This is a genomic window from Massilia sp. SYSU DXS3249 (genome assembly GCF_053668055.1).
This window is the reverse complement of the sequence record NZ_JBSIPX010000029.1, coordinates 1-23588: the sequence shown is the minus strand read 5'-3', so window position 1 is coordinate 23588 and position 23588 is coordinate 1. Positions and strand designations below refer to the sequence as shown.

Annotated in this window: 15 protein-coding genes; 10 read left to right on the top strand and 5 right to left on the bottom strand. The window is 68.2% G+C overall.

The window, feature by feature from the left end; translation table 11 throughout:
• Window positions 1–60 precede the first annotated feature (60 nt).
• The 9 genes from ACWCIA_RS22310 to ACWCIA_RS22270 all read left to right on the top strand — a co-directional run bounded on the left by ACWCIA_RS22310 (window position 61) and on the right by ACWCIA_RS22270 (window position 10965).
• Window positions 61–1275: a XylR family transcriptional regulator gene (locus tag ACWCIA_RS22310; RefSeq protein ID WP_454166677.1), complete on the top strand. Its 1215-nt coding sequence runs from the start codon at window positions 61–63 to the stop codon at window positions 1273–1275.
• Between the two features lie 21 nt (window positions 1276–1296).
• Window positions 1297–2373 (top strand): aldose epimerase family protein, encoded by a 1077-nt coding sequence (locus ACWCIA_RS22305; RefSeq protein ID WP_454166682.1) that lies wholly within the window; start codon window positions 1297–1299, stop codon window positions 2371–2373.
• Window positions 2374–2509: 136 nt separating this feature from the next.
• Complete coding sequence (locus ACWCIA_RS22300; protein WP_454166676.1) at window positions 2510–3652, top strand: fumarylacetoacetate hydrolase family protein; 1143 nt, start codon at window positions 2510–2512, stop codon at window positions 3650–3652.
• Complete coding sequence (locus tag ACWCIA_RS22295; RefSeq protein WP_454166675.1) at window positions 3649–4434, top strand: SDR family NAD(P)-dependent oxidoreductase; 786 nt, start codon at window positions 3649–3651, stop codon at window positions 4432–4434. The genes ACWCIA_RS22300 and ACWCIA_RS22295 overlap by 4 nt, the downstream gene beginning before the upstream one ends.
• Complete coding sequence (locus ACWCIA_RS22290; protein WP_454166674.1) at window positions 4431–5324, top strand: SMP-30/gluconolactonase/LRE family protein; 894 nt, start codon at window positions 4431–4433, stop codon at window positions 5322–5324. The genes ACWCIA_RS22295 and ACWCIA_RS22290 overlap by 4 nt, the downstream gene beginning before the upstream one ends.
• On the top strand, window positions 5321–7105 hold the full coding sequence (locus tag ACWCIA_RS22285) for an IlvD/Edd family dehydratase (RefSeq protein ID WP_454166673.1): 1785 nt from the start codon (window positions 5321–5323) through the stop codon (window positions 7103–7105). Before ACWCIA_RS22290 ends, ACWCIA_RS22285 begins: the two co-directional genes overlap by 4 nt.
• Window positions 7106–7213: 108 nt before the next feature.
• A complete protein-coding gene (gene xylF, locus ACWCIA_RS22280; protein ID WP_454166672.1) occupies window positions 7214–8218 on the top strand; it encodes a D-xylose ABC transporter substrate-binding protein in 1005 nt (334 codons plus the stop codon).
• A 6-nt stretch (window positions 8219–8224) separates the two neighbouring features.
• Window positions 8225–9763, top strand: coding sequence for a D-xylose ABC transporter ATP-binding protein (gene xylG / locus ACWCIA_RS22275; RefSeq protein ID WP_454166671.1), 1539 nt, complete (start codon window positions 8225–8227; stop codon window positions 9761–9763).
• Window positions 9760–10965 (top strand): sugar ABC transporter permease, encoded by a 1206-nt coding sequence (locus ACWCIA_RS22270; protein ID WP_454166670.1) that lies wholly within the window; start codon window positions 9760–9762, stop codon window positions 10963–10965. The genes xylG and ACWCIA_RS22270 overlap by 4 nt, the downstream gene beginning before the upstream one ends.
• Window positions 10966–11140: 175 nt before the next feature.
• Here ACWCIA_RS22270 and ACWCIA_RS22265 read toward each other — a convergent pair whose 3' ends face one another.
• From ACWCIA_RS22265 to ACWCIA_RS22250, 4 genes are all read right to left on the bottom strand, one after another.
• The gene (locus ACWCIA_RS22265; protein WP_454166669.1) at window positions 11141–12742 is read right to left on the bottom strand and encodes a pectate lyase family protein; all 1602 of its coding nucleotides are present in this window, start codon (window positions 12740–12742) and stop codon (window positions 11141–11143) included.
• A gap of 128 nt (window positions 12743–12870) precedes the next feature.
• Window positions 12871–15531 carry a glycoside hydrolase family 3 C-terminal domain-containing protein gene (locus ACWCIA_RS22260; RefSeq protein WP_454166668.1) on the bottom strand — a complete coding sequence of 887 codons (2661 nt, stop codon included), beginning with the start codon at window positions 15529–15531 and terminating at the stop codon, window positions 12871–12873.
• A 31-nt stretch (window positions 15532–15562) separates the two neighbouring features.
• Window positions 15563–18025 (bottom strand): glycoside hydrolase family 95 protein, encoded by a 2463-nt coding sequence (locus tag ACWCIA_RS22255; RefSeq protein ID WP_454166667.1) that lies wholly within the window; start codon window positions 18023–18025, stop codon window positions 15563–15565.
• 46 nt (window positions 18026–18071) lie between these two features.
• A complete protein-coding gene (locus ACWCIA_RS22250; RefSeq protein ID WP_454166666.1) occupies window positions 18072–19070 on the bottom strand; it encodes a pectinesterase family protein in 999 nt (332 codons plus the stop codon).
• Window positions 19071–19502: 432 nt separating this feature from the next.
• Between ACWCIA_RS22250 and ACWCIA_RS22245 the strand changes: the two genes are divergently transcribed.
• A complete protein-coding gene (locus tag ACWCIA_RS22245) occupies window positions 19503–23189 on the top strand; it encodes a TonB-dependent receptor (protein WP_454166665.1) in 3687 nt (1228 codons plus the stop codon).
• A gap of 144 nt (window positions 23190–23333) precedes the next feature.
• On the opposite strand, the gene ACWCIA_RS22240 is transcribed toward ACWCIA_RS22245, so the two are convergent.
• A partial coding sequence (locus tag ACWCIA_RS22240; RefSeq protein ID WP_454166664.1) for a hypothetical protein occupies window positions 23334–23588 on the bottom strand: 255 nt, incomplete at its 5' end.

The window sequence follows — 23588 nt, the reverse complement described above, 5'->3', positions numbered from 1 at the left end:
TGAGCTCGGGCGCGATGAGTACAATCGTTCAACGCCGAGCAAGAGGGGAGACGACTCACCATGTTGACGCCAAAGACGCATCGTATTGCGCTGCTGTTCAACGCAAACAAGATATTCGACCGCGAGGTCATCACCGGCATCGCCGGTTTCCTGGCCAGCACCCGCACTTCCTGGGACCTGTTCCTGGAAGAGGACTTCCGCCTGCGCCTGTCCGGCATCGAGAAGTGGCAGGGCGACGGCATCATCGCCGACTTCGACGATCCGGCGGTCGCCGCGGCGCTCGCGCCCAGCCGCATCCCGCTGGTGGCCGTCGGCGGCTCCTACGAGAACGTCGACGACTACCCGGCCGGGGTGCCCTATGTGGCGACCGACAACTTCAAGCTGATCAAGCTCGCCTACGAGCACCTGATCGACGCCGGCCTGCGCCACTTCGCCCTGTTCAGCCTGCCCGAGGCGCAGGAAAACCGCTGGGCGCAGGAACGCGAGAAAGCTTTCAGCACGCTGATGCAGGCCGACCGCCTGCCGCCGGAAATCTTCCGTGGCCAGTCGACCCGCGCGCCGTCATGGGACGAAGCGATCCAGCAGCAAGTGGCATGGCTGCACAGCCTGCCCAAGCCGGTCGGCGTGATCGCCGTCACCGACGCCAGGGCGCGCCAGCTGATGCAGGCCTGCGCGCTGGCCGGCATCGTGGTGCCGGAGCAGGTGGCCATCATCGGCATCGACAACGATCCGCTGGCGCGCATGCTCACCCGCATTCCGCTCAGTTCGGTGATGCAGGGCGCCCAGGAAATGGGACGCACCGCGGCCCACCTGCTCGACCAGATGTTGCACGGCAAACGGCTGGGCGACACCCGCATCCTGGTGCCGCCTGCCGGGATCAACGTGCTGGCCTCCTCGCGCCACGAATCCGCCAAGCACCCGCACGTGATGCGCGCCCGCCATTTCATCCGCCAGTACGCCTGCCAGGGCATCCGCACCGGGCAGGTGGCCGACTACGTCGGCATTTCGCGCTCTTCGCTGGAAAGCTACTTCCGCCAGGAGCTCGGATGCAGCGTGCACGACGCGATCCTGCGCTTCCGGCTCGACGCGGCCACGGCGATCCTGGCCTCGGGCGACTGCAACCTGTCCGAGGTCGCGCGCAAGTGCGGCTTCACCTCGAGCCAATACATGCATTCCGTATTCAAGCGGGAACTTGGCTGCTCGCCGCGCGCCTACCAGGAGCGCATGGCGGGCCAGGCCAAGGACTGCCCGGTACCCGACCCGTTAGAAGGATGACGAAGGATGACGATGAGCACCTTGACCAACACCACCCTCCAGCCGCCCGAGGCCGTGACCGGGGCCTTGCCCGAGGCTGAGGCCAGGGCGGAGCCCCGGCTGTTCACGCTGCGTAACGCCCATGGCATGCACCTGACGATCAGCGAACGGGGCGCGGCGCTGGTGTCCTGGTTCGCACCGGACCGCTACGGGCGCAGCGCCGACGTGCTGCTCGGCTACCGCGACCAGCAGGACTATGCCGGCAACGCCGCCTACTTCGGCGCCATCGTCGGGCGCTGGGCCAACCGCATCGCGCGCGGCCGCTTCGCGCTCGACGGCAAGCCGATGCAGGCCGCCGTGAACGACCGCGGCAACCACCTGCACGGCGGGCCCCAGGGCTTCCACGCGGCGCTCTGGCAGGGCCAGGCCAGCGGGCAGCGGGTGTCGCTGCAGCTCGCCTCGCCCGACGGGCATGCGGGCTTTCCCGGCAACCTTGAGGTCAGCGTCGACTACGAGCTGGGCGAGGATGGCAGCCTGCGCATCGAGTACCGCGCGGTGGCCGATGCCGCCACGCCCATCAACCTGACTTCGCACCCTTACTTCAACCTCAACGGCGGCCTGGGCGACGTGGGCGACCACATGCTCCAGATCGACGCCGATTACTACATCGAGACCGACGCGGCGGGCATCCCGGTGAGCGTGGCTGCGGTGGAGGGCACGCCCTTCGACTTCCGCACCCCGGCCGCGATCGGGCCGCGCCTGCGCTGGCCGGACACCCAGGTCGGGCTGGCCGGCGGCTTCGACCACTGCTATTGCGTCGGCAGCCATCCGGGCGGACGCCACGGCCCGCTGCGCGAGGTGGCCAGGGTCTCCGATCCACGCTCGGGGCGGCGCCTGCAGGTCTCTACCACCGAGGCCGGATTGCAGTTCTACAGCGGGAACGGGCTGGAGGGCGTGCGCGGGCGGGCGGCGCGGCCCTATGTGCGGCACGCCGGCTTTTGCCTGGAGGCGGGAGCCTATCCCGACCAGGTTAACGGCGAACACGCGGGCGCGGTCATCCTGCGCCCGGGCCAGGTGTACCGCCAGACCACCGTCTACCGCCTTTCCCTGCAGGGCTAGCCGGGCGTACGGACGCTGCAAGTAATCATGATCCCGGTTGGTGAGTTTCGCAATTGCCGGGCCTGCGCGCGTCGGGCACCATTTCAACACTGATGCAGCAAGCCGAAAGGGAATGATGAACGAGTTGAAGAATGCCATGTTGCCGCAGGACGCAGAACGCGCGCTCCTGGTCGGCCGCGTGTGGCGCGGCGGGGAAGAGGGCGGGCCGGCGGTGGTGGCCCTGCGCGGCGGCGAGCTGGTCGACATCAGCCGCCACGCGCCGACCGTGTCGGAGCTGTTCGAGCGCGCCGACCTGCACGAGATCGTGCGGAGCAGCGCCGGCGAGCCGCTCGGCCCGCTCGACGCGGCCCTGGCGGCCGGCGAGGCCCGCCTGCTGGCCCCCTGCGACCTGCAGGCGATCAAGGCCTGCGGCGTGACCTTCGCGGTCAGCCTGCTGGAACGGGTGATCGAGGAACAGGCCAAGGGCGACCCGGCGCGCGCCTCCGCCCTGCGCGCCCAGATGCAGGAGTGCATCGGCGCCGACCTGTCGGCGATCCGCCCGGGTTCACCCTCGGCGGCCGCGCTCAAGCAGGACCTGGTGGCACGGGGGATCTGGTCGCCCTATATGGAAGTCGGGATCGGGCCGGACGCCGAGGTGTTCACCAAGGCGCAGCCGATGTCGGCGGTGGGCGCGGGCGAGGCCGTCGGCCTGCATCCGGACTCGCACTGGAACAATCCGGAACCGGAAATCGTCCTCGCCGTCGACAGCCGCGGCAGGCCGCTCGGCGCGACGCTCGGCAACGACGTCAACCTGCGCGACATCGAAGGGCGCAGCGCCCTGTTGCTGGGCAAGGCCAAGGACAACAACGCCTCCTGCGCGATCGGGCCCTTCATCCGCCTGTTCGACGAGCACTTCACGCTCGACACCATCCGCAACGCCGAGGTGAGCCTGCTGGTGGAGGGAATGGACGACGGCTTCACGCTCTCCGGCAGCAGCCGCATGCGCGAGATCAGCCGCGACCCGCTCGAGCTGGTCGGCCATGCCTGGGGACGCCATCACCAGTATCCGGACGGCTTCCTGCTCTTCCTCGGGACCATGTTCTCCCCCATCAAGGACCGCGATGCGCACGGCGCCGGCTTCACCCATCACCTGGGCGACCGCGTCAGCATCTCCACCCCCAGCCTGGGCACGCTGGTCAACCATGTCCAGCGCAGCGACGCCGTCGCGCCCTGGACCTTCGGCGTACGCGCCCTGTTCGACAACCTGGGCCGCCGCGGCCTGCTGAAGAGCGATCAATGAACCAAGCAAGAACAATCAAGCCCTATGCCAGCTACCCGGACCTGCCGGGCAAGCGCGTGGTGATCACCGGCGGCGGCAGCGGCATCGGCGCCGAAATGGTCAACGCGTTCGCGCGCCAGGGGGCAAGCGTCGTCTTCCTCGACATCGCCGCCGAGGCCTCGCAGGCACTGGCCGCGGAGCTGGCGCACCTGGCGCAGCCTCCGCGCTTCATCCACTGCGACCTGACCGACCTCGATGCCGTGCGCGCCGCCTTCGACGCCATCGGTGCCGACGGTCCGGTCGACATCCTGATCAACAACGGCGCCAACGACGACCGCCACGGCGTGGCCGACGTCACCCCGGCCTACTGGGACGAGCGGATGGCGGTCAACCTGCGCCACCAGTTCTTCTGTGCCCAGGCCGTGGCGCCGGCCATGCAGGCCCGGGGCGCGGGCGTGATCCTGAACCTCGGCTCGATCTCCTGGCACCTGGCCCTGCCGCAGCTGAGCCTCTACATGACGGCCAAGGCCGCGATCGAAGGCATGACCCGCGGCCTGGCGCGCGACCTCGGCGCGCGCGGCATCCGCGTCAACTGCATCGTGCCCGGCGCGGTGCGCACCCAGCGCCAGGAGGAGCTCTGGTGCAGCCCCGAAGAGGAAGCGAAGATCCTCGCCTCGCAATGCCTGGGCCAGCGGGTCGAAGTCGAGGACGTCGCCGCGCTGGCCCTGTTCCTGGCCTCGGACAGCGCCGGACGCTGCACCGGCCGCGACTACTACGTCGACGCCGGATGGTACGGGGCATGAGCTTGCCTCCACCTTTGCACCAACCGGTCCCGATCTGGGACGCCGGCGCCGAGCTGGGCGAGGGCGCGCTCTGGCATGCGCCGAGCCGCTCGGTGGTCTTCGTCGACATCAAGGGCCGCCGCGTGCACCGCTGCGCCGCGGACGGCAGCGCACGCCGCAGCTGGGATGCGCCGGGGCAGGTCGGCTTCGCCGTACCAATTGAAGGCGGCGGCCTGGTGTGCGGCGTGCAGGGCGGCCTGTACCGCCTGGACGAGGACAGCGGTATGTTTTCCCCGCTGCTGCCGGTCGAAGCGCAGCTGCCCGGCAACCGGCTCAACGACAGTCATGTCGATGCGGACGCCGCCCTGTGGTTTGGTTCGATGGACGACGGCGAAACCGCCGCTTCCGGCGCGCTCTACCGCCTCGACCGGCGCGGCCTGGTCCGCATGGACGAGGGCTACATCATCACCAACGGGCCGGCCACGAGCCCCGACGGAAGGACCCTGTACCACACCGATACGCTGGCGAGGCGCACGTACGCGTTCGACCTCGGTCCCGGCGGCAGCCTGGCGCGCAAGCGCGTGTTCGTGGACTACACGGGCAGCGGCCATCCGGACGGGATGGCGGTCGACAGCGAGGGCCATGTCTGGATCGCGCTGTTCGGCGGCGCGCGCATCGAACGCTACCGGCCCGACGGCACCCTGGCCGCTACCGTGAGCTTCCCCTGTTCGAACATCACCCGGCTCGCCTTCGGCGGCGACGACCTGCGCACCGCCTATGTCACTACGGCGCGCAAGGGCCTGTCGCCGGCCCGGCGCGCGGCCGAGCCGCTGGCCGGCAGCCTGTTCGCTTTCCGTGTCGCGGCGCCGGGACTGCCGCAGCACGCCGTTTCGAAAGAGCTATTCGCATGAGCACACCCGACCAAGCGCTGCGCCGTTTCCGGTCTCAGGACTGGTTCGACAATCCCGACCACATCGACATGACGGCGCTCTACCTCGAGCGCTTCATGAACTACGGGATCACCGCCGAGGAGCTGCGCTCGGGCCGCCCGATCATCGGCATCGCCCAGAGCGGCAGCGACATCAGCCCCTGCAACCGGATCCACCTCGATCTGGCCAAACGCGTGCGCGACGGCATCCGCGACGCCGGCGGCATCCCGATGGAATTCCCGCTGCATCCGATTTTCGAGAATTGCCGCCGCCCGACCGCCGCCCTCGACCGCAACCTGGCCTATCTCGGCCTGGTCGAGATCCTGCACGGCTACCCGATCGATGCGGTGGTGCTGACCACCGGCTGCGACAAGACCACCCCGGCCCAGCTGATGGCGGCCAGCACCGTCGACATCCCGGCCATCGTGCTGTCCGGCGGCCCCATGCTCGACGGCTGGTTCGAAGGCCAGCTGGCCGGTTCCGGCACCGCCATCTGGCACGGCCGGCGCAAGCTGGCGGCCGGTGAAATCGACAACGACAAGTTCCTGCAGATCGCCGCCGCCTCGGCGCCGTCGAGCGGCCACTGCAACACGATGGGCACGGCGTCGACCATGAACGCCATGGCCGAGGCCCTCGGCATGTCGCTGACCGGCTGCTCGGCCATTCCCGCACCCTACCGCGAGCGGGGCCAGATGGCCTATGAGACCGGCCGCCGCATCGTCGAGATGGCGCGGCTCGACATCCGTCCGTCGAGCATCCTGACGCGCGACGCTTTCCTGGATGCGATCGTGGTGAACGCTGCCATCGGCGGCTCCAGCAACGCCCAGCCGCACCTGATGGCGATGGCGCGCCACGCCGGCGTCGAACTGCATCCGTCGGACTGGATGACCCATGGCCATCAGGTGCCGCTGCTGCTCAACATGCAGCCGGCCGGCAAATACCTGGGCGAGCGCTTCCACCGCGCGGGCGGGGTGCCGGCGATCATGTGGGAGCTGCTGCAGGCCGGGAAGCTGCGCGCCGAGCGCCCGACGGTGACCGGGCACAGCATGGCGGCCAACCTCGAAGGCCGTGCCAGCGTCGACCGCGAGATGATCGCGCCCTACATGGCGCCCCTCAAGGAGAACGCCGGGTTCGTGGTCCTGTCGGGCAACCTGTTCGATTTTGCGATCATGAAGACGAGCGTGATCGGCCCTGCCTTCCGCGCGCGCTACCTGAGCCGACCCGGGATGGAAAACGTGTTCGAGTGCCGCGCGGTGGTGTTCGACGGTTCCAGCGACTACCACGCCCGCATCAACGACCCGGCGCTCGAGATCGACGAGTCCTGCATGCTGGTGATGCGCGGCGCCGGGCCGGTGGGCTGGCCGGGGTCGGCCGAGGTGGTCAACATGCAGCCGCCGGATGCGCTCGTGAAACGCGGCGTCTTCGCGCTGCCGACCCTGGGCGACGGGCGCCAGTCGGGCACCTCCGACAGTCCCTCGATCCTGAACGCCTCGCCGGAGAGCGCCGCCGGCGGCGGCCTGGCCTGGCTGCGCACCGGCGACACCATCCGCGTCGACCTCGATACCGGCCGCTGCGACATGCTGGTGTCCGACGAGGTGCTCGCGCGCCGCAAGCGGGAACCGGCGCCCCCGGTACCCGCCAGCCAGACGCCGTGGCAGGAGCTGTACCGCGCCACCGTCGGCCAGCTCGAAACCGGCGCCTGCATGGAAATGGCGCTGCCTTACCGCGGCGTCGGCCACGACATGCCCCGGCATAACCATTAAGTTACAGAAATTTTACTGAGATGCGGCAGGACCGGTGTGGCAAAATGGCCAGACCAGCGTGAGCTTCCGGCAAGACGCCGGCAGACTATCAAAACAGACGGAGACAGCATGAAAAAACAACTGGGTGCCGCACTGGCGGCCGCGATGATGGTACTCGGCTGCGGCCAGGCCAGCGCAGATGCCACCAATCCGAAGATCGGCTTTTCGATCGACGACCTGCGCCTGGAGCGCTGGGCGCGCGACCGCGACTACTTCGTCGCCGCCGCCGGGCAGCTGGGCGCGAAAGTCTACGTGCAGTCGGCCGACGCCAGCGAGCAGAAGCAGATCGCCCAGATCGAGAACCTGATCGCGCGCGGCGTCGACGCCCTGGTGATCGTTCCCTACAATGCCACGGTCTTGGCCAATGCGATCCGCGAAGCGAAAAAGGCGAAGATCAAGGTCATCTCCTACGACCGCCTGATCCTGAATGCCGACGTCGACGCCTACGTCTCCTTCGACAACAAGGCGGTCGGCCAGATGCAGGCCCAGGCGCTGGTGGCGGCCCGTCCGAAAGGCAGCTACTACCTGCTGGGCGGCGCGCCGACCGACAACAACGCGAAGCTGCTGCGCGAAGGCCAGCTGTCGGTGCTGCAGCCGCTGGTCGACAAGGGCGACATCAAAATCGTGGGCAAGCAGTGGGTCAAGGACTGGAGCCCGGCGGAAGCGATGGCGATCGTCGAGAACGCGCTGACGGCGAACGGGAACAGGATCGACGCCGTCGTGGCCTCGAACGACGCCACCGCGGGCGGCGCGATCCAGGCGCTGGCGGCGCAGAAGCTGGCCGGCAAGGTGCCGGTCTCGGGCCAGGACGCCGACATCGCCGCGGTGCGCCGCGTGATGGCCGGTTCGCAGGCGATGACGGTCTACAAGCCGCTCAAGACCATCGCCGGGTCCGCCGCCAGGCTCGCCGTGCAGCTGGTGCGCAACGAAAAGCCGGCCTACAACGCCCAGTACCACAACGGCTACAAGAAGGTCGACGCGGTCCTGCTCAAGCCCATCCTGCTGAACAAGGCCAACGTCGACCTGCTGGTGACGGACGGCTTCTACACCCGGGCCCAGCTCGCGGGGAAATAAGCCGCCATGTCTGCGTATCTGCTTGAAATGCAGGGCATCGTCAAGGCCTTCGACGGTGTCCGTGCCCTGGACGGGATCGACATCCGGATCCGCGCCGGCGAATGCGTCGGCCTGTGCGGCGAAAACGGCGCCGGCAAGTCGACCCTGATGAAGGTGCTGTCGGCGGTCTACCCGCACGGAAGCTGGCAGGGCGAGATCCGCTTCGACGGCAAGCCCTTGCGGGCGCAGTCGATCCGCGAGACCGAGGCCGCCGGCATCGTCATCATCCACCAGGAACTGATGCTGGTGCCCGAGCTGTCGGTGACCGAGAACATCTTCCTCGGGAACGAGATCACGCTGCCCGGCGGGCGCATGGACTACCCGGCCATGCACCGGCGCGCCGCGGAACTGCTGCGCGAACTGGGGCTCCCGATGATCAACGTCGCGCTGCCCGTGAAGAGCTACGGCGGCGGCCACCAGCAGATGATCGAGATCGCCAAGGCCCTCAACAAGCGGGCCCGGCTCCTGATCCTCGACGAGCCGTCGGCCTCGCTGACGGCCGCAGAGATCGAAGTGCTGCTGCGGATCGTGCGCGGGCTCAAGGCCAAGGGCGTGGCCTGCGTCTACATCTCGCACAAGCTCGAGGAAGTGGCTGCCATTTGCGACACGATCTGCGTGATCCGCGACGGGCGCCACATCGCCACCACGCCGATGTCCGAGCTCGACACGGGCCGCATCATTGCCCAGATGGTCGGGCGCGCCATGCACCAGCTCTACCCGCGCCAGGAGCACCCGATCGGCGAGACCGTGCTGGAGGTGCGCAACGTGACCTGCTTCGATCCCGACGCGCCGCAGAGAAAGCGCGTCGACGGCGTCTCGTTCAGCCTGCGCAAGGGCGAGATCCTGGGCATTGCCGGCCTGGTCGGGGCAGGGCGCACCGAACTGGTGTCGACCCTGTTCGGGGCCTATCCGGGGCGCTGGAGCGCCGAGGTGCGCCTGAACGGCAAGACCGTCGATACCCGCACGCCGATCAAAGCGATCGCCGCCGGCTTCGCACTGGTGCCGGAAGACCGCAAGCAGCACGGCATCGTGCGCGACCTCGGCGTCGGCCAGAACATCACGTTGTCCGTGCTGGGCCGCTTTTCGCGCTTCACCCGCATCGACGAGGACGCGGAACTGGTGGCGGTCAACGAGCAGATCGCCCGCCTCGGGCTGAAGACGGCCAGCCCCGCGCTGCCCATCACCGGCCTCTCCGGCGGCAACCAGCAGAAGGCGGTGCTGGCGAAGATGCTGCTGACCCGGCCCCAGGTGCTGATCCTGGACGAGCCGACGCGCGGCGTCGACGTCGGCGCCAAGTACGAGATCTACAAGCTGATCTTCGAACTGGCCAGCCAGGGCGTGGCGATCCTGATGGTGTCGTCCGAGCTGCAGGAGGTGCTGGGCATTTCCGACCGCGTGCTGGTGATGGGGGAAGGGAAGCTGCGCGGGAATTTCATCAATGAAGGGCTGACCCAGGAGCAGGTTCTGGCAGCGGCCCTGGACCAGAATCAGGAGGTGGCAGCATGAACACGACCGCAGTCGCGAATGCGGCAACGCGTGCGTCCGAACACGCGCGGGAACAAGGCCCGAACAAGATGCAGTTCAAGCAGATCTTCACTCAGTACAAGATCCTCGCCCTGCTGTTTGCGATCGGCCTGATCTGGGCCTTCTTCGCCTGGCATACCGAGGGCGGCTTCGTCTCGCCGCGCAACCTGTCGAACCTGATGCGCCAGATGGCCATCACCGGCATCCTGGCCTGCGCCATGGTGTTCGTGATCGTGGCCGGCGAAATCGACCTGTCGGTCGGCTCGCTGCTCGGCCTGATGGGCGGCGCCGCCGCCGTCTTCGACGTCAGCCACCAGCTGCCGCTGCCGCTCACGGTCGCCGCGGTGCTCGCCTGCGGCCTGTTCCTCGGCCTCTTCAACGGCTACCTGGTCGCCTACGCGGGCATCCCCTCGTTCATCGTCGGCCTGGGCGGCATGCTGGCCTACCGTGGGGCGGTGCTCGGCATCACCGACGGCACCACCATCGCCCCGGTATCGCCGGAGATGGAATACCTGGCCCAGGGCTACCTGCCGCCGCAGCTGGGCGTGGCGCTCGGCGTCGCGCTGTTCGCCCTGGCGGCCTTCCTCGCCTGGCGCGGGCGCGCCAACCGCGCGCTGCATGGGCTCCCGGTGGGCCCGGCCTGGCAGGCGGTCGTGCGCGTGCTGGCCATCGGCGTGGTGCTGGCGGCGTTTGTGCGCACCTTCAACAGCTATGAGGGGATTCCGCTGCCGGTGCTGCTGCTCCTGCTGCTGCTGGGCGTGTTCAGCTACGTTGCGACCCAAACCGTGTTCGGCCGCCGCATCTACGCGGTGGGCAGCAATGCCGAGGCAACCAGGCTCTCCGGCGTCAACGTGCGTGCGGTCAAGCTGTGGATCTTCGGGATCATGGGCACCATGTGCGCCCTGGCCGGCCTGATCAACACCGCGCGGCTGGCTGCCGGCTCGCCCTCGGCCGGCACCTCGGTCGAACTCGACGTGATCGCCGCCTGCTTCATCGGCGGCACTTCGATGCGCGGCGGCTCGGGCACCGTCTACGGCGCCCTGATCGGCGCGCTCGTGATGGCGAGCCTGGACAACGGCATGTCGATGCTGGACGTGGACAGCTACTGGCAGATGATCGTCAAGGGCGCGATCCTGACGCTGGCGGTGTGGGGGGATGTGGCGACGCGCTCGGGCCGGCGCTGAGCTGCTTGCTGGTGGGTCAGGACGGGCCGGCGACATGCCGGCCCGTTCTTTGTTTAAAGCGTATCGAATGAGGTGAAAGAAGGTGAAAGCGCATGCCGGGGAGACGCTTGCCAGCGTCTCCCCGGCATTCTGCTACAAGGTGAAGCCCGTCAGGTCGAGAACGGGCCGTAACGCACTAGCGGGAACGGTGCGTGAGCTCAATCGCCGGAGGGGCGATCGACACCTTGCCAGCGCCTGCGTGCGCCAGGTTATGCGCCTTCACTTGCGCGAAGCTGTGACCCGGCGTGTAGCGATAGGCCGGAGCCCAGCCCAGCTCGTTGGTATAGGGTCCGATCGCAAAGTTGCTGGCGGCGGCAGCGGCGCTCGCGCTGGCCCAGTTCTTTTCCAGTGCGGCCCTGGCGGCGGCCTCGATGTCGGCTGAGGCAGGCACGCCGTTGATCCAGGAGCCGACGTCCTTGAACTGGTAGCCGTTCAGGTTCGACACCACTTTCGACGCATACGCACCCGGTCCGGTGATCTCGAACGCATTGGACTCGGACAGGATTTTCGACTCCGCGCCCATGCCGATGAAGTAGCTCAGCTTGTATTCCTGCGCCGCCGTGTCGCCCTTGTAGTAGTTGTTGTACAGGTGGATGCGGCCGAAGCGGGCGCGCGGCGCACGCTGCGTCGTGTTCTCCCAAATATTGTTGCTGAACGTGAGACGGTTGAAGGCGCGCTCCTTGTGGCCGTTCTGGTCGCCGGAGCCGCCCACCATGTTGGTCTTGTCGTGGTTCTTGAAGACGTTGTACGAGATCGTCACGTAATCCGTACTGTCTTCCATGTCGAGCAGGCCGTCGTGGCGCTGGACCCTGCTGGTGACGCCGTTGATCGTGACCACTTCGCTGGAGTCGGGATGGCTGCCGTCGCTCAGCGTGTTGTGGTCGATCCACAGCTGCTTGCCGGTGACCACGGAGATGGCCTTGTACCTGGCGTTCCATTCCTTCCCGTTCCAGTCGGCGGTGAGGTCGCGCGGCGCCTCCAGCTCGAGGTTGCGGATGATGATGTTCTTGCTGGCGTTGATCGAGAAGTAGCCGTCGACCAGTTTGGCATCGCTGCCTACGCCGACGAGCGACGTGTTGGACGGAACGATGGCCTGGATCTGCTCCTTCTGCAAGTTGCGCAGCGTGCTCTTCGCGGAGCTCAGGGCCGAGATCCTGGCCCTGGTCGCGATGGCTGCCGCATCGCCCGCGGCGACCCTGGCGTTCAGGCCGGCCATGAAGGCGGTGTCCAGGCTTTGCAAGTACAGGTGCCAGTCCCATTTGGCGGCGGTGGCATTGAGCGACTTGTAGTAGGCCTCGTCGGCCAGCCTGCCATTGCCGATGTCGGTGCCGTAGATCGTGCCCGCCACCTGGATGATCTTCGGCTCCACCCTGGCCGCGGCGGGACTCGTCGCGTAGGTGGGGCTGTTCACGTTCTTCAGGGCGTCCTTCAGTTCGGCCCAGTTGCGCACGACGTAGATGTTGCTGGCCGGGGCATCCGCGCCGCCGGTGGTGCCTTCGCCTTGCGAAGCCCAGCCGCTGACGGCGTTCGCCTGCGCTTGCGGCGTGGCCGCGGGGGCAGCCGATTCTCCGGCCGGCTGGGCGACGACCATGCCTGCCGTCGCGACAGCCGGCGCGGTGCCGGCGTCGACGCCGGCATCGCCTCCGCAGCCCTGCATCAATACCGCCGCGACCAGCATGCCCATGCTCGTCTTGCGCGGTCCCATTCCAAGCTTGAACCGGTTTTCCTGTGTCTCCATTTTCGCCTCATTAAGATCATATTGGTCGGGCCAGTGTAGAGGTGGTTAGACCGAATATGAGCGGCGTGGCAAAAATCGTAACGGTGGCTGGCGGATTTCGAAACTCCGCCATGCAACAGGGCAGGCGCTTATCTGGGCAGCACGGCTTCGCCCGTCACCTGCACGTTGGCCTCCACCGATGCCGCAAACGCCGGCTGGCCGCCGCCGAGGTACAGCGTGTAGGCCCCGGCCCGCACTTTGCGCGCGCCTTGAGGATCGACCTGCGACAGCGCCCGCGCATCCAGGCCGATGGAGACCGCCTGGCTGGCGCCCGCCTTGAGGTGGATCCGGCGAAAGCCCGCCAGCACCGGATTGGCCGTATCGCCCGGCTTGGCCAGATAAAGCTGGACCACCTCGTCGCCGTCGCGCTTGCCCGTATTGCGCACCGTGACGGTGGCCGTCAGCGGCTGGCCGGCCTCGATGCGGGTGGCCGACATCCTCGGCTTGCCGTAGGCGAAACGGGTATAGCTCAGACCATGCCCGAAAGGATGCAGCACCGGCCCCTTGAAATAGCGGTAGGTGCGGTTCGCCATCCCGTAGTCGGCGAAGGGCGGCAGGTCCGCTTCGGAGCGGTAGACGGTGTAGGGCAGGCGGCCGGCTGGGCTGGTCTTGCCGGTGAGGACGCGCGCGAGGGCGGTCCCGGCCGCTTCGCCCGGATACCAGGCCTGGAGCAGGGCGTCGGCATTGCTTTCCACCCATGGGTCGGAAATTGCGCCGCCGGTCAGGTAGACGACGACCAGCGGCTTGCCGGCGGCCTTGACGGCTTCGAGCATGCGGCGCTGGGCATCCGGCAGGGCAAGGCTGATGCGGTCGCCGCCCCGGAAGCCCGGGTAGTCGACCTTCATCGATTCGCCCTCGAGGTCCGGCGACAGGCCGACCAGGGCGACGACGACGTCGCTCTGCCTGGCGGCGGCGACCGCCGCGTCGACCATCGCGTCCTTCGGCGTGACCCATTCCAGGCTGCTCGCGCGGTCGTCCATCGAACGCACGTACTCGATGCGCACGCGGCGCGGCGCGGTGTCGGCAAAGGCGAATTCGATCTTGTTGGTCCGCTGTTCGCAGTTGCCGGCGGAGCAGACCGCCGTGTTGCCCGCGTTGATGCCGGCCAGCTCGGGCGTGACCACCAATTCGTCGTCGATCCAGACCTTAATGTTCGGGATCGGCCGGTCCTTGCGCGCGGTCATGCGGAAACCGATTTCATAGGTGCCCGGCTTGGGCGGCGTGACCAGGCCGGTCCAGCGTACCGAGAATTTCCCGGGCGTGAAGCCGGCCGGGGCGCTGTGCTGGAAGTTGAAATTGATGACAGGGTCGACCCGCGTCATGCGCGGCGTTCCGCTGAAGGTCAGGTTGTCGAAGTACTCGCCGCGCAGGCCCTGTTCCGCGCTGCCGGCGGCGGGGCGCAGGTAAGTCTCGGGAATCGGCATGCGCATGCCGTCGGCCAGCGGCGCACCGGCGGCGTAGTGCACCCGCGCCTTGCCGAAGGCGGCGCGCAGGCCGTCGACCGGCAGCGAAGGATCGACGATGGTGCCATTGTAGTTGCCCTCCAGGCTTTGCAGCAGGGCGGCGTTTGGGCCGACGACGGCGATCCGCGCGGTAGCGCGCAGGGGCAGCAGCCCGCCCTTGTTTTTCAACAGGACCATGGCCTGTTCCGCCGCCTGCAGGGCCAGCGCGCGGTGGCCGGCGGCGTTGACGGCGTCCTGGGGCAGAACATCGAAGGGGCTGCCGTCGATGAGGCCCATGCGGATGCGGGCAGCCATCAGGCGCACCAGCGCGGTATCGACCTCGGATTCGCGGATCAAGCCTCGCTCGACCGCCGCAGGCAGGCCGAGGTAGGTTTTGCCGCAATCGAGGTCGGTCCCGGCGCGCACCGCCGTGGCCGAGGCATGGGCGATGTCGGGCGAGGTCTTGTGGGCAGTGACCAGGTCGCCCACCGAGTCGCAGTCCGACACCACGAAGCCCTTGAAGCCCCAGTCGCCGCGCAGGCGCTCGCGCAGCAGCGGGCTGGCGCACATCGGCACGCCGTCGACTGCGTTGTAGGCGCACATCAGCGATTGCGCGCCGGCGTCGACGATGGCGTTGCGGAAGGCCGGCAGGTAGGTGTCTTCCAGGTCGAAGGGCGAGACGTTCACGTTGAAGCTGTGGCGCTGCGGCTCCGGCCCCGAATGGACCACGAAGTGCTTGGGCGTGGCGATGCCCTTGAACAGGCGCGGGTCCTCGCCCTGGATGCCGCGGATGAAGGCCATGCCGAGCTGCCCGGACAGGTGCGGATCTTCGCCATAGGTTTCCTGGCCCCGGCCCCAGCGCGGATCGCGGAAGATGTTGATGTTCGGGGTCCAGTAATTCACGCCGAAATAGCGGCTGGTGCCCGTCGGGTCGCGCCGCAGCGCGGCGTTGTGCTTGGCCCGGCCCTCGAGCGCGATCGCGTCGCCGACCTGCTGCATCAAGCCTGCGTTCCAGGTCGCCGCCAGCCCGATCGCCTGCGGGAAGACGGTGGCGTTCCCCGCCCGTGCGACGCCGTGCAGCACTTCGTTCCACCAGCCATAGCGCTTCAGGCCCAGCCGTCCGATGGCGGGCGCGGTGTCTCCCATCTGCTCGGCCTTTTCCTGCAGCGTCATGCGCGCCACCAGGTCGCGGGCGCGTTCTTCTGGCGCCAGCGAGGTGTTGCGGAAGGGCGGTGGCGCGTCGGCATGGCTGGCGGACGCGGCGCACGACAGGATGCAGGCCAACGCGATGGGGGAGATCAGGTGCATGGGATTCCTCTGGGTGAAGTGCGGCATCGAATCAGGAGAGTGCGTTCGGCAAGGCGCCGCCGGCGGCGAAGACGCCGCTGCGGTCGAGCGTGACGGCGAACAGCTTGCCCTGGTAGCGCAGGCGTACGCCGGTCCCGGGCTTGCCCGTGATCCGGACGCTGGCGAGCCGGCCGCCGCGCCAGGCCAGGTCGAGGTTCAGGGCACCGCGGGCGCGGATGCCCTTGACGCTGCCGGTAGGCCAGGCCGAGGGCAGCGCCGGCAGCAGCAGCACCTCGCTGCCCCACGATTGCAGCAGCATCTCCATGATGCCCGCCGCGCCCCCGAAGTTGCCGTCGATCTGGAAGGGCGGGTGCGCATCGAACATGTTCGGGTAGGTGCGCATCGGCCCGGTCAGTCCCTTCAGCACCGAGTACGCATGCTCGCCGTCGCCCATGCGCGCCCACAGGCACAGGCGCCAGGCGGTGCCCCAGCCGGTGGCGAAGTCGCCGCGCCGCACCAGCGCGTTGCGCGCGGCCCGCACCAGTTCGGGCGTGTCGCGCAGGTTCATTTGACTGCTCGGGTAGACCGCGTACAGGTGCGACACGTGGCGGTGGTGCGGATCCTTCGCGCCCGCGTCCCAGTCTTCCAGCCATTCCTGCAGCTGGCCCTGGGCGCCGATCCGGTCCGGCGCCAGGCGCGCGCGCACCGCGGCGACCTGTTCGAGCAGGGCCGCGTCCTGTCCCAGCAGGCGGCCCGCCGCCAGCGTGTGGGCGAACAGGTCGCGCACGATCTGGCGGTCCATGGCCGGCCCGGCTGCGAGCGAAGAACCGAAGCCATGGTTGTTTTCCGGCGACAGCGAGGGCGAGGTGATCAGGCCGCGTCCCTGCGGGTCCTCGACCAGGGTGTCGAGGAAGAACTCGGCGGCGCCGCGCAGCAGCGGGTACAGGCGGCGCAGGGTCGCTTCGTCGCGGCTGTAGTCGTAATGGTCCCACAGCGTGTTGCACAGCCAGGCGCCGCCGCAGGGCCACATGCCGAATTTGGCGCCGTCGATCGGCGCGGCGGCGCGCCACAGGTCGGTGTTGTGGTGGGTCACCCAACCGCGCGCGCCGTACATCGTGCGGGCGGTAGCCGCCCCGGTCCGGGCCAGGTCCTCGACCATGAGCAGCAGCGGCTCGACACACTCGCCCAGCCCGGCCGCGTCGGCGGGCCAGTAGTTCATCTGGGTGTTGATGTTGATGGTGTACTTGCCGCCCCAGGGCGGATTGGTGCTCTGGTTCCAGATGCCCTGCAGGTTGGCCGGCTGGGTCCCGGGGCGCGACGAGGCGATCAGGAGATAGCGTCCGTACTGCAGGTAGAGGGCGTCCAGTGCGGGGTCGGCCTGCTTGCCGACGGCGGCGATGCGCTGGTCGGTGGGCAGCGCGGCGGCCGGGCTGCTGCCCAGGTCGACGGACATGCGGGAAAACAGGCGCCCGTGCTCGCGCACATGGTCGCGCCGGAGCGCGGCATAGGTCCTGGCGGCCGCGCGCCGGGTATGGGCCCGCACCGCCGCCACCGGGTCGCCGCCGACGTCGCGGTAGTTGACGTAGCTGGTGGCCGCGCCGATCAGCAGCGTCGCTTCGCTGGCGCCGCGCAGGGTCAGGCGGCCGTCGGCCAGCTCGAGACGGCCGTCGCCCAGCACCTGCACCCGCAGCGCATAGCGCAAGCCGGCCGGGATGCCGTGCATGGCTTCGTTGCGGCCGGTGATCAGGAGCGCATCCGGCCCGTCGGCTTCGATGCGCGCGTCGGCCGGCAGGGCGCCGGCGTCTTCGCGCGCCAGCCAGTCGACCGGCGGCGCGCCGGCCAGGTCGGTGGCCAGGCCAGGGTCGTTCGAGGCCGCGTAACTCACCTTGCGCGGCGCGCGCCAGTCCAGCTGGAAACCGAGTTTTCCCTTCGGGCCGGTCAGGCGCAGCACGATGACCTGGTCCGGTGCCGAGACGAAGGCTTCGCGCTGCCAGGCGCCTTGCGCGGTGCGGTAGCGCGTGTGCGCGATGGCGGTGGCCAGGTCGAGCGAGCGTTCGTACTCGCCGGGAAGCTGCGCGTCTGTCATCGTCAGCAGCAGGTCGCCCAGGGTGCCGTAGGACATCTGGCGCACCGGTTTGGCCATCATGCCGGCATTCGCCAGCTCCGTCGCTTCGGCGTATTTGCCCTCGGCGAGCAGGGCGCGTACCCGGGGCAGGTTTTCCAGCGCCTCCGGATTGTCGGGCGTGTAGGGCGCGCCGGCCCACAGCGTGTCTTCGTTGAGCTGCAGGCGTTCCTGCCCGACGCGGCCGAAGACCATCGCACCCAGCCGGCCATTGCCGAGCGGGAGGGCTTCCTCCCAGCGCGCGGCGCTCTGGCGGTACCAGAGCAGGTTGGCGTGGCGCGAGCCTGACGTGATGGGCGCAGCAAGCGCGGGCAGGGCCGGCAGCAGCGCCAGGCCGCCCATGCCCAGCATCAGGCCGCGGCGCTTGTCGTTCGGTGCGAGGGGTCGGGTCATGGCAGGCTCCGGTTGGGCGTCAGGTTGGATGGTGGCGGACGGCCATTCATTGCGGCCGCCAGCCGTCGGTGCCGGCCAGGATCCTGGCGGCGGTGAGTTGTTCGGCCTCGGCGGCGCTCAGCTGGCGCGACCAGGCGGCGCGCGCCGACGGGTTGGCGCCGGGGCCGCGGCTGTTGTACTCGGCATAGCGCGCGGTCCGTTCGTTGGCGGGCTTGCGCCAGTTGTCCCAGCCGGCCGGGTGGATGTGCGCGCCCATCTCGGTGTTGACGAAGGTGACGCTGCCATGCGGACGCCATGGACGGCCCAGCCAGGCCTGCGGCGCGGGGTTCGATGCCTTGGGCGGAATGCTCCCGGTAGGGTCGACCCAGGGCGCCGGGTCGGCGGTGAGGCGGCTGTCGATGAACACGAAGCCGTGGGCGCGTTCGGGCGGCGTGCTGGCGGCTGTCACGTAGCCGCCGTTCTTGCTGCGGATCTCGCAGCGCTCGAACACCGCCGTCGCGCTGCCGTAGATGAAATCGACGCGGCCCTCGATATACGTGTCGCGGAAATAGTGGCGGCCGTCGTTGAGCATGACGGTGTCCTGCCAGCCGAGCAGGCGGCTGTTGCTGACGACCGCGCGGTCTCCGTCGATGCGCAGGGCAAGGGCCTGTCCGTGGTCGCCCGAGGTGTTCCGGAAGGTCAGCCGGTCGGCATGGAAGTCGTCCGCCAGCACGACGAGCGCGGTGCCCTTGTGGCGCGGATGGGTGCCCGGCGGCTGCTCCTCGTTGGTGTTGGCGTGCCAGGTGAGGATGGTGGTCTCGGCCTGCTCGCCGCGCAGCGTGACCTTGCGCTTTTCCCTGGCGAGGATCTTCTGGCCGTCGTAGGTGCCAGGTTTCACGTGGATGACGGTGCGCTCCTCGCTGTTGTCCGGTACCGCGGCAAAGGCTTCCTGCACGGTGCGGACGTCGCCGCTGCCATCGGCGGCCACGACGATGGTGCGCCCGGCGCCGGCGGCCCCGCACAGGAACAGGGCGAGCGTGCCGAGCGATGCGATCGATGCTTTCATGGGTCTCCTTCAAGGGGGTCGAAGCGCCGTCGGCGGTGCGCGCTGCGGGCATTCTGCGAGCACTCGGCCCGCACCGCAATTGCGAAAACCGCCAAGCGGCGGTGCTTTTTTTTCGAAGTGTCGCGGACCGCGGCGCTTGTGAAAAAACGGGTGCCGGGTTGGTTATTTTCGCAATTGCTGTGCCACGGCGGAACCAAGCACAATCGACCCGAGGCTGGCCCGCCTGTCTCGATTCATCCTTCATACCAGCAGCGGGCAAACCGGATCGGCCGCCGAAGCAGCCGGCCGGTGCAGGCATATAAAGAGAAGCCACGGTCGCGCGGGCCGCAAGGGCGCCCGGCGATCCGATGGATACAACAACGTGAAAATTGGAGCGAGACAATGCGAGATATGACGGGGGCCCCGTTACGGCCGAATCGTTTGAGTTATGCGGTGGCGCTTGCGCTGGCATCGCTGGTGGCCGGCAATGCGGCGCTGGCGCAGGAGAAGCCGGCGGAAGGCAAGGATGCTCCCGCGGCCGAGGAAACGAAGATCCAGACCGTCAAGGTCGTGGCGACCCGCGCATCCCAGCAGTCGGGAATCGACCGCAAGAAGAATGCGGCCACCGCCATGGATTCGATCGTCGCCGAAGACGTCGGCTCGCTGCCCGACCGGAATATCGGCGAGGCGATTTCGCGCATGTCCGGCGTGGCGCTCGACCGCGGCGAATATGGCGAAGGCGTCAGCGTGGCGGTGCGCGGCAATTCCGCCGACCTGACCCGCGTCGAACTCGACGGGCAGGGCGTGCAGTCGGCCGGCGGCGCCGACATGGGCGCGACCAGCGGCGCCAGCGGCCGCGCAAGCGAATTTCGCCAGCTGTCGGCCGACCTGATCAAGAGCGTGGACGTGGTCAAGGGTTCGACCGCCGACATGACCGAAGGCTCGCTGGGCGGCGGCATCATCATCAAGACCCGTACCGGCCTCGATTTCAAGAAGCCCTACGCCTCGGTGCGGGTGGGCGCCTCGCAAGGCTCGCTCGACAAGAAGTGGAAGCCCGACACCAACGTCGTCCTGGCCGACAAGTTCTTCGACGGCCGCCTCGGCCTGCTCCTGAACGCATCGAGCACCACGCTCAGCAACGAGTCGCACTCGGTGCAGACGGCCTTCTCGGCGCTGCAGGGCTACTACCGCACGGCCGACTTCGACCATTCGCCCGAGAAGACCTTCAGCTTCCAGCCCGGCACCCTGAACATGGCCGACTCGAGCGTGAACCAGCCCTTGCTGCAGACGCCGCTCACCGCCGGCGGCGTGTACAACTTCGCGACGCCGCTCGAGGTGCTGACCCGCTCGGCCGCCGCCCAAACCAAGGCCGATTGCTACGCCGCCTTCCCGGCGCTCACGGCGGCCCAGGTCAATGCCATGGCCTCGGCGGGCCGTGCGAATGCCTACACCCAGCGCGGCAACGAACTGGTCACCTGCCTGAACCAGTGGAACGACTATACCCCGTCCGGCCCGCGCTACTTCGTCAAGCGCGAGCTCGACCAGCGCCAGAACCTCGACCTGCGCGCCGACTTCAAGGTCAACAACGAGCTGAAGGTGTTCGCCAAGGGCAGCTACAACCGGCGCAAGGTCGACATGCACCAGCTGACCTACGCGCTGGGGAACATCGCGACCAACCCGGGCATCGTCATCAGCCCGGCGTATGTGGGCCGCGCCTTCGTCGACGACAACGTGCGCGGCGTGCGCGAAGCGGTGCCGGGCTCGGGCTACTACACCTACGACACCCCGACCGTGCGCAACAGCGCCTACCCGTACCCGGGCATGGCGATCAACATCGATCCGGCCTCGGTGGTGGTCGACTCCAACCACCACCTGACCAAATACACGATCAGCGACGGCGCCGCCACCACCGACCAGCTGCGCGACCGCGGCCAGGTCAACGCGAAATACCTGCAGCTGGGCGGCACCTACAAGCTCGACGGGCTGACCGCCGACTTCTTCGTGGCCGACGCCCGTTCCGACTTCCGCCGTGCCCAGCGCCGCATCAGCTTCAGCAACTTCTACGGCCCGGCCACGATGGAGGTGCTGCCGAACGGATTGTGGGGCTATTCGTTCCCGGGTTCGAACTTCGACCAGTCCGACGCCTCGCAGTACGCACGCCTGTTCCCGGCCGCGTCGAACAGCAACGCGGTGGCGGCCGGACCACTCAACAACCGCGCGCTGCCGGCCTACACGATCGCCCAGCAACCCCTGCTCACGCCGGGCAACCCGCGCACGGAAGCCTTCTGGAACCCGCAGATCCGTGAAACCTTCGAGCAGACCGCCAAGCTCGACCTGAGCTACGCGATGCCGGAGTCCGTGCCCTTCCTGTCGCGCCTCAAGGCCGGCTTCAACCTGCGCAAGAACGGCCTGGACAACTGGAATCCGGGCGACGGCAACAGCGCCGGCATCGTTCGCCAGGCCGCCGTCGGCACCTTCGGCCAGCCGGGCTACCAGGCGCCGATCGTGATCCCGACGCCGATTGCGCGAACGCTCGTGCAGGGTTGCGAGAATACGCCCGGTTCCCTGGGGCCGGGCGGCAAGGCCTGCGAATACGGCTACGTGATCAATCCCGATCCGCGCCTGGCCAACAACGGCACCGTCACGCTCAACGCCCAGCAGTGGCAGGAGCTGGTGGCGGCCGGGCTGAACGGGCAGGCCACCTCGACCCGCTTCTTCAACGGCGCCAAGGGCCGCCCCGACGGCATGCTCGACAACTGGACCCAGCTCGACGTGGACAAGCTGTTCTCGCTGGTGAACGCGCGCAATACCAATTACGACTGCGTCAAGCAGTGTATCGGCAGCGACGGCGTGCTCTACGACCAGCCGCGCCAGGAACTGCGCGAGCGTTCCGACGCCTTCTACCTGATGGGCGACTTCTCGATCGACCGCGTCCCCTTCACCAACAGCAGCCTGCCGTTCGGCCTCACCCTCGACGGCAACCTGGGCGTACGCTACGTGCGCACCAAGGTCAGCGGCGTCGGCATGATGACGCTGGTGTCGATCGCCAAGACCCCCGACTTCGACCCGCTGGTGCCGAACGCGGTGGGCGGCACGGTTACCAACACCTTCGTGCAGAATACCGCAGTCGACGCCAAGGCCGACGATGTCCTGCCCAGCCTGAACCTGGCCGCCTGGCTGCTGCCCGACCAGCTGGTGCTGCGCTACAGCGGCGCCAAAACGGTCGCGCGTCCCCCGGTGGCGAACCTGCTGCCTTCGGGCACCTGCACCTATGACGAACGCACGGCGGACGGCGACCAGCCCGGATCGCAGCGCTGCTCGGGCACCCTCGGCAACCCGGCCCTGCAGGCGCAGCAGAACTTCAACCAGAACCTCAGCGCCGAGTATTACCCGAACCGCGACACCATGCTGACCGTCGCCGTGTTCAAGCAGAAAGGCAAGATCGGTCCGGGCGTCAGCCAGGGCGTCAACAGCATCCCGCTGTTCGCCGGCTCCAGCCTGATCGATCCGGCCACCGGGGCCGACCTGGGCGCGCTGCCCTTCGATTACTCGATGTGGGTGAACGGCGCCGCCACTACCCGCAAGGGCCTGGAACTGGGCGCCAAGACCGCGTTCACCTTCCTGCCATGGCGCCTGCGCTACACCGGCTTCGACGCCAACGCCACCAAGCTGCGCTCGGTGACGACGACGCAGAACGCGGTCGACCTGCTGACCGGGGTGCCTCTGCCGCCGCAGCGCGAGTCGAACTATTCGTACAACTACGCCCTGTGGTACGACGATGGACGCTTGCAGGCGCGGGTGGCGGTGCAGGCGGTGGCGTCGTCGTTCAGCTGCATCGCCGGCTGCACCCAGCAGGGGGCGATCCAGAACTACCCGGCGCTGGGCGTGCAGCTGACGCGCTTCCCGTACAACCCGGGTTCGCCGAACTTCCGCGACACGACCCGCTTCATCGATGCGAAGCTGGCCTACAAGCTGATGCCGAACCTCGAGGTCTTCGTCGAAGGCCGCAACCTGGGCAACGCCACCACCACCAACAGCCAGGGCCCGTATGCCCCGTTCGCGGACGGTACGCCCAACATCCTGGACTACGCCTATGCCGGCCGCCGCATCATGGTGGGCCTGAACTTCCGTACTATGTAAGCAAGCGCTTGCCGCTGTCGTACCAAACGCCCTCGCAAGAGGGCGTTTTCATTGGCGCCCCATCAATACGCCTGACCGGAGGCGCCTGCCGGAGAAAGACCGATAGGCTGTAGGGTGGGCTCGAGAGCCAGTTCTTTAAAGGTGTTATCTAACGAAGCCATCCTTTAGTACGCGCGCTGTCGATACATGGCGGCGCTTCTCTTCGGCTGAAACGTGGACTTTCTTCTTTGGCCGCCTGGGGCCCTGCGGCGCCTTGCGCAGTGCCTTGGGCCTGGCATGGGCTGCGATGTCGAGCAAGAGATGGCTCAGTTTTGGCGCCCCTATGGCGTCGTAAGGTCTCCATGCGGCAGGCGATATCAGCAACATCATGCCGGTATAGCAGGTCTTGATTTCAAGGGC

Coding starts and splice junctions, on each gene's coding strand:
- xylG (WP_454166671.1), top strand. CDS start 8,225: ATGTCTGCGTATCTGCTTGAAATGCAGGGCATCGTCAAGGCCTTCGAC.
- xylF (WP_454166672.1), top strand. CDS start 7,214: ATGAAAAAACAACTGGGTGCCGCACTGGCGGCCGCGATGATGGTACTC.
- ACWCIA_RS22265 (WP_454166669.1), bottom strand. CDS start 12,742: ATGGAGACACAGGAAAACCGGTTCAAGCTTGGAATGGGACCGCGCAAG.
- ACWCIA_RS22295 (WP_454166675.1), top strand. CDS start 3,649: ATGAACCAAGCAAGAACAATCAAGCCCTATGCCAGCTACCCGGACCTG.
- ACWCIA_RS22255 (WP_454166667.1), bottom strand. CDS start 18,025: ATGACCCGACCCCTCGCACCGAACGACAAGCGCCGCGGCCTGATGCTG.
- ACWCIA_RS22250 (WP_454166666.1), bottom strand. CDS start 19,070: ATGAAAGCATCGATCGCATCGCTCGGCACGCTCGCCCTGTTCCTGTGC.
- ACWCIA_RS22270 (WP_454166670.1), top strand. CDS start 9,760: ATGAACACGACCGCAGTCGCGAATGCGGCAACGCGTGCGTCCGAACAC.
- ACWCIA_RS22300 (WP_454166676.1), top strand. CDS start 2,510: ATGTTGCCGCAGGACGCAGAACGCGCGCTCCTGGTCGGCCGCGTGTGG.
- ACWCIA_RS22285 (WP_454166673.1), top strand. CDS start 5,321: ATGAGCACACCCGACCAAGCGCTGCGCCGTTTCCGGTCTCAGGACTGG.
- ACWCIA_RS22290 (WP_454166674.1), top strand. CDS start 4,431: ATGAGCTTGCCTCCACCTTTGCACCAACCGGTCCCGATCTGGGACGCC.
- ACWCIA_RS22310 (WP_454166677.1), top strand. CDS start 61: ATGTTGACGCCAAAGACGCATCGTATTGCGCTGCTGTTCAACGCAAAC.
- ACWCIA_RS22260 (WP_454166668.1), bottom strand. CDS start 15,531: ATGCACCTGATCTCCCCCATCGCGTTGGCCTGCATCCTGTCGTGCGCC.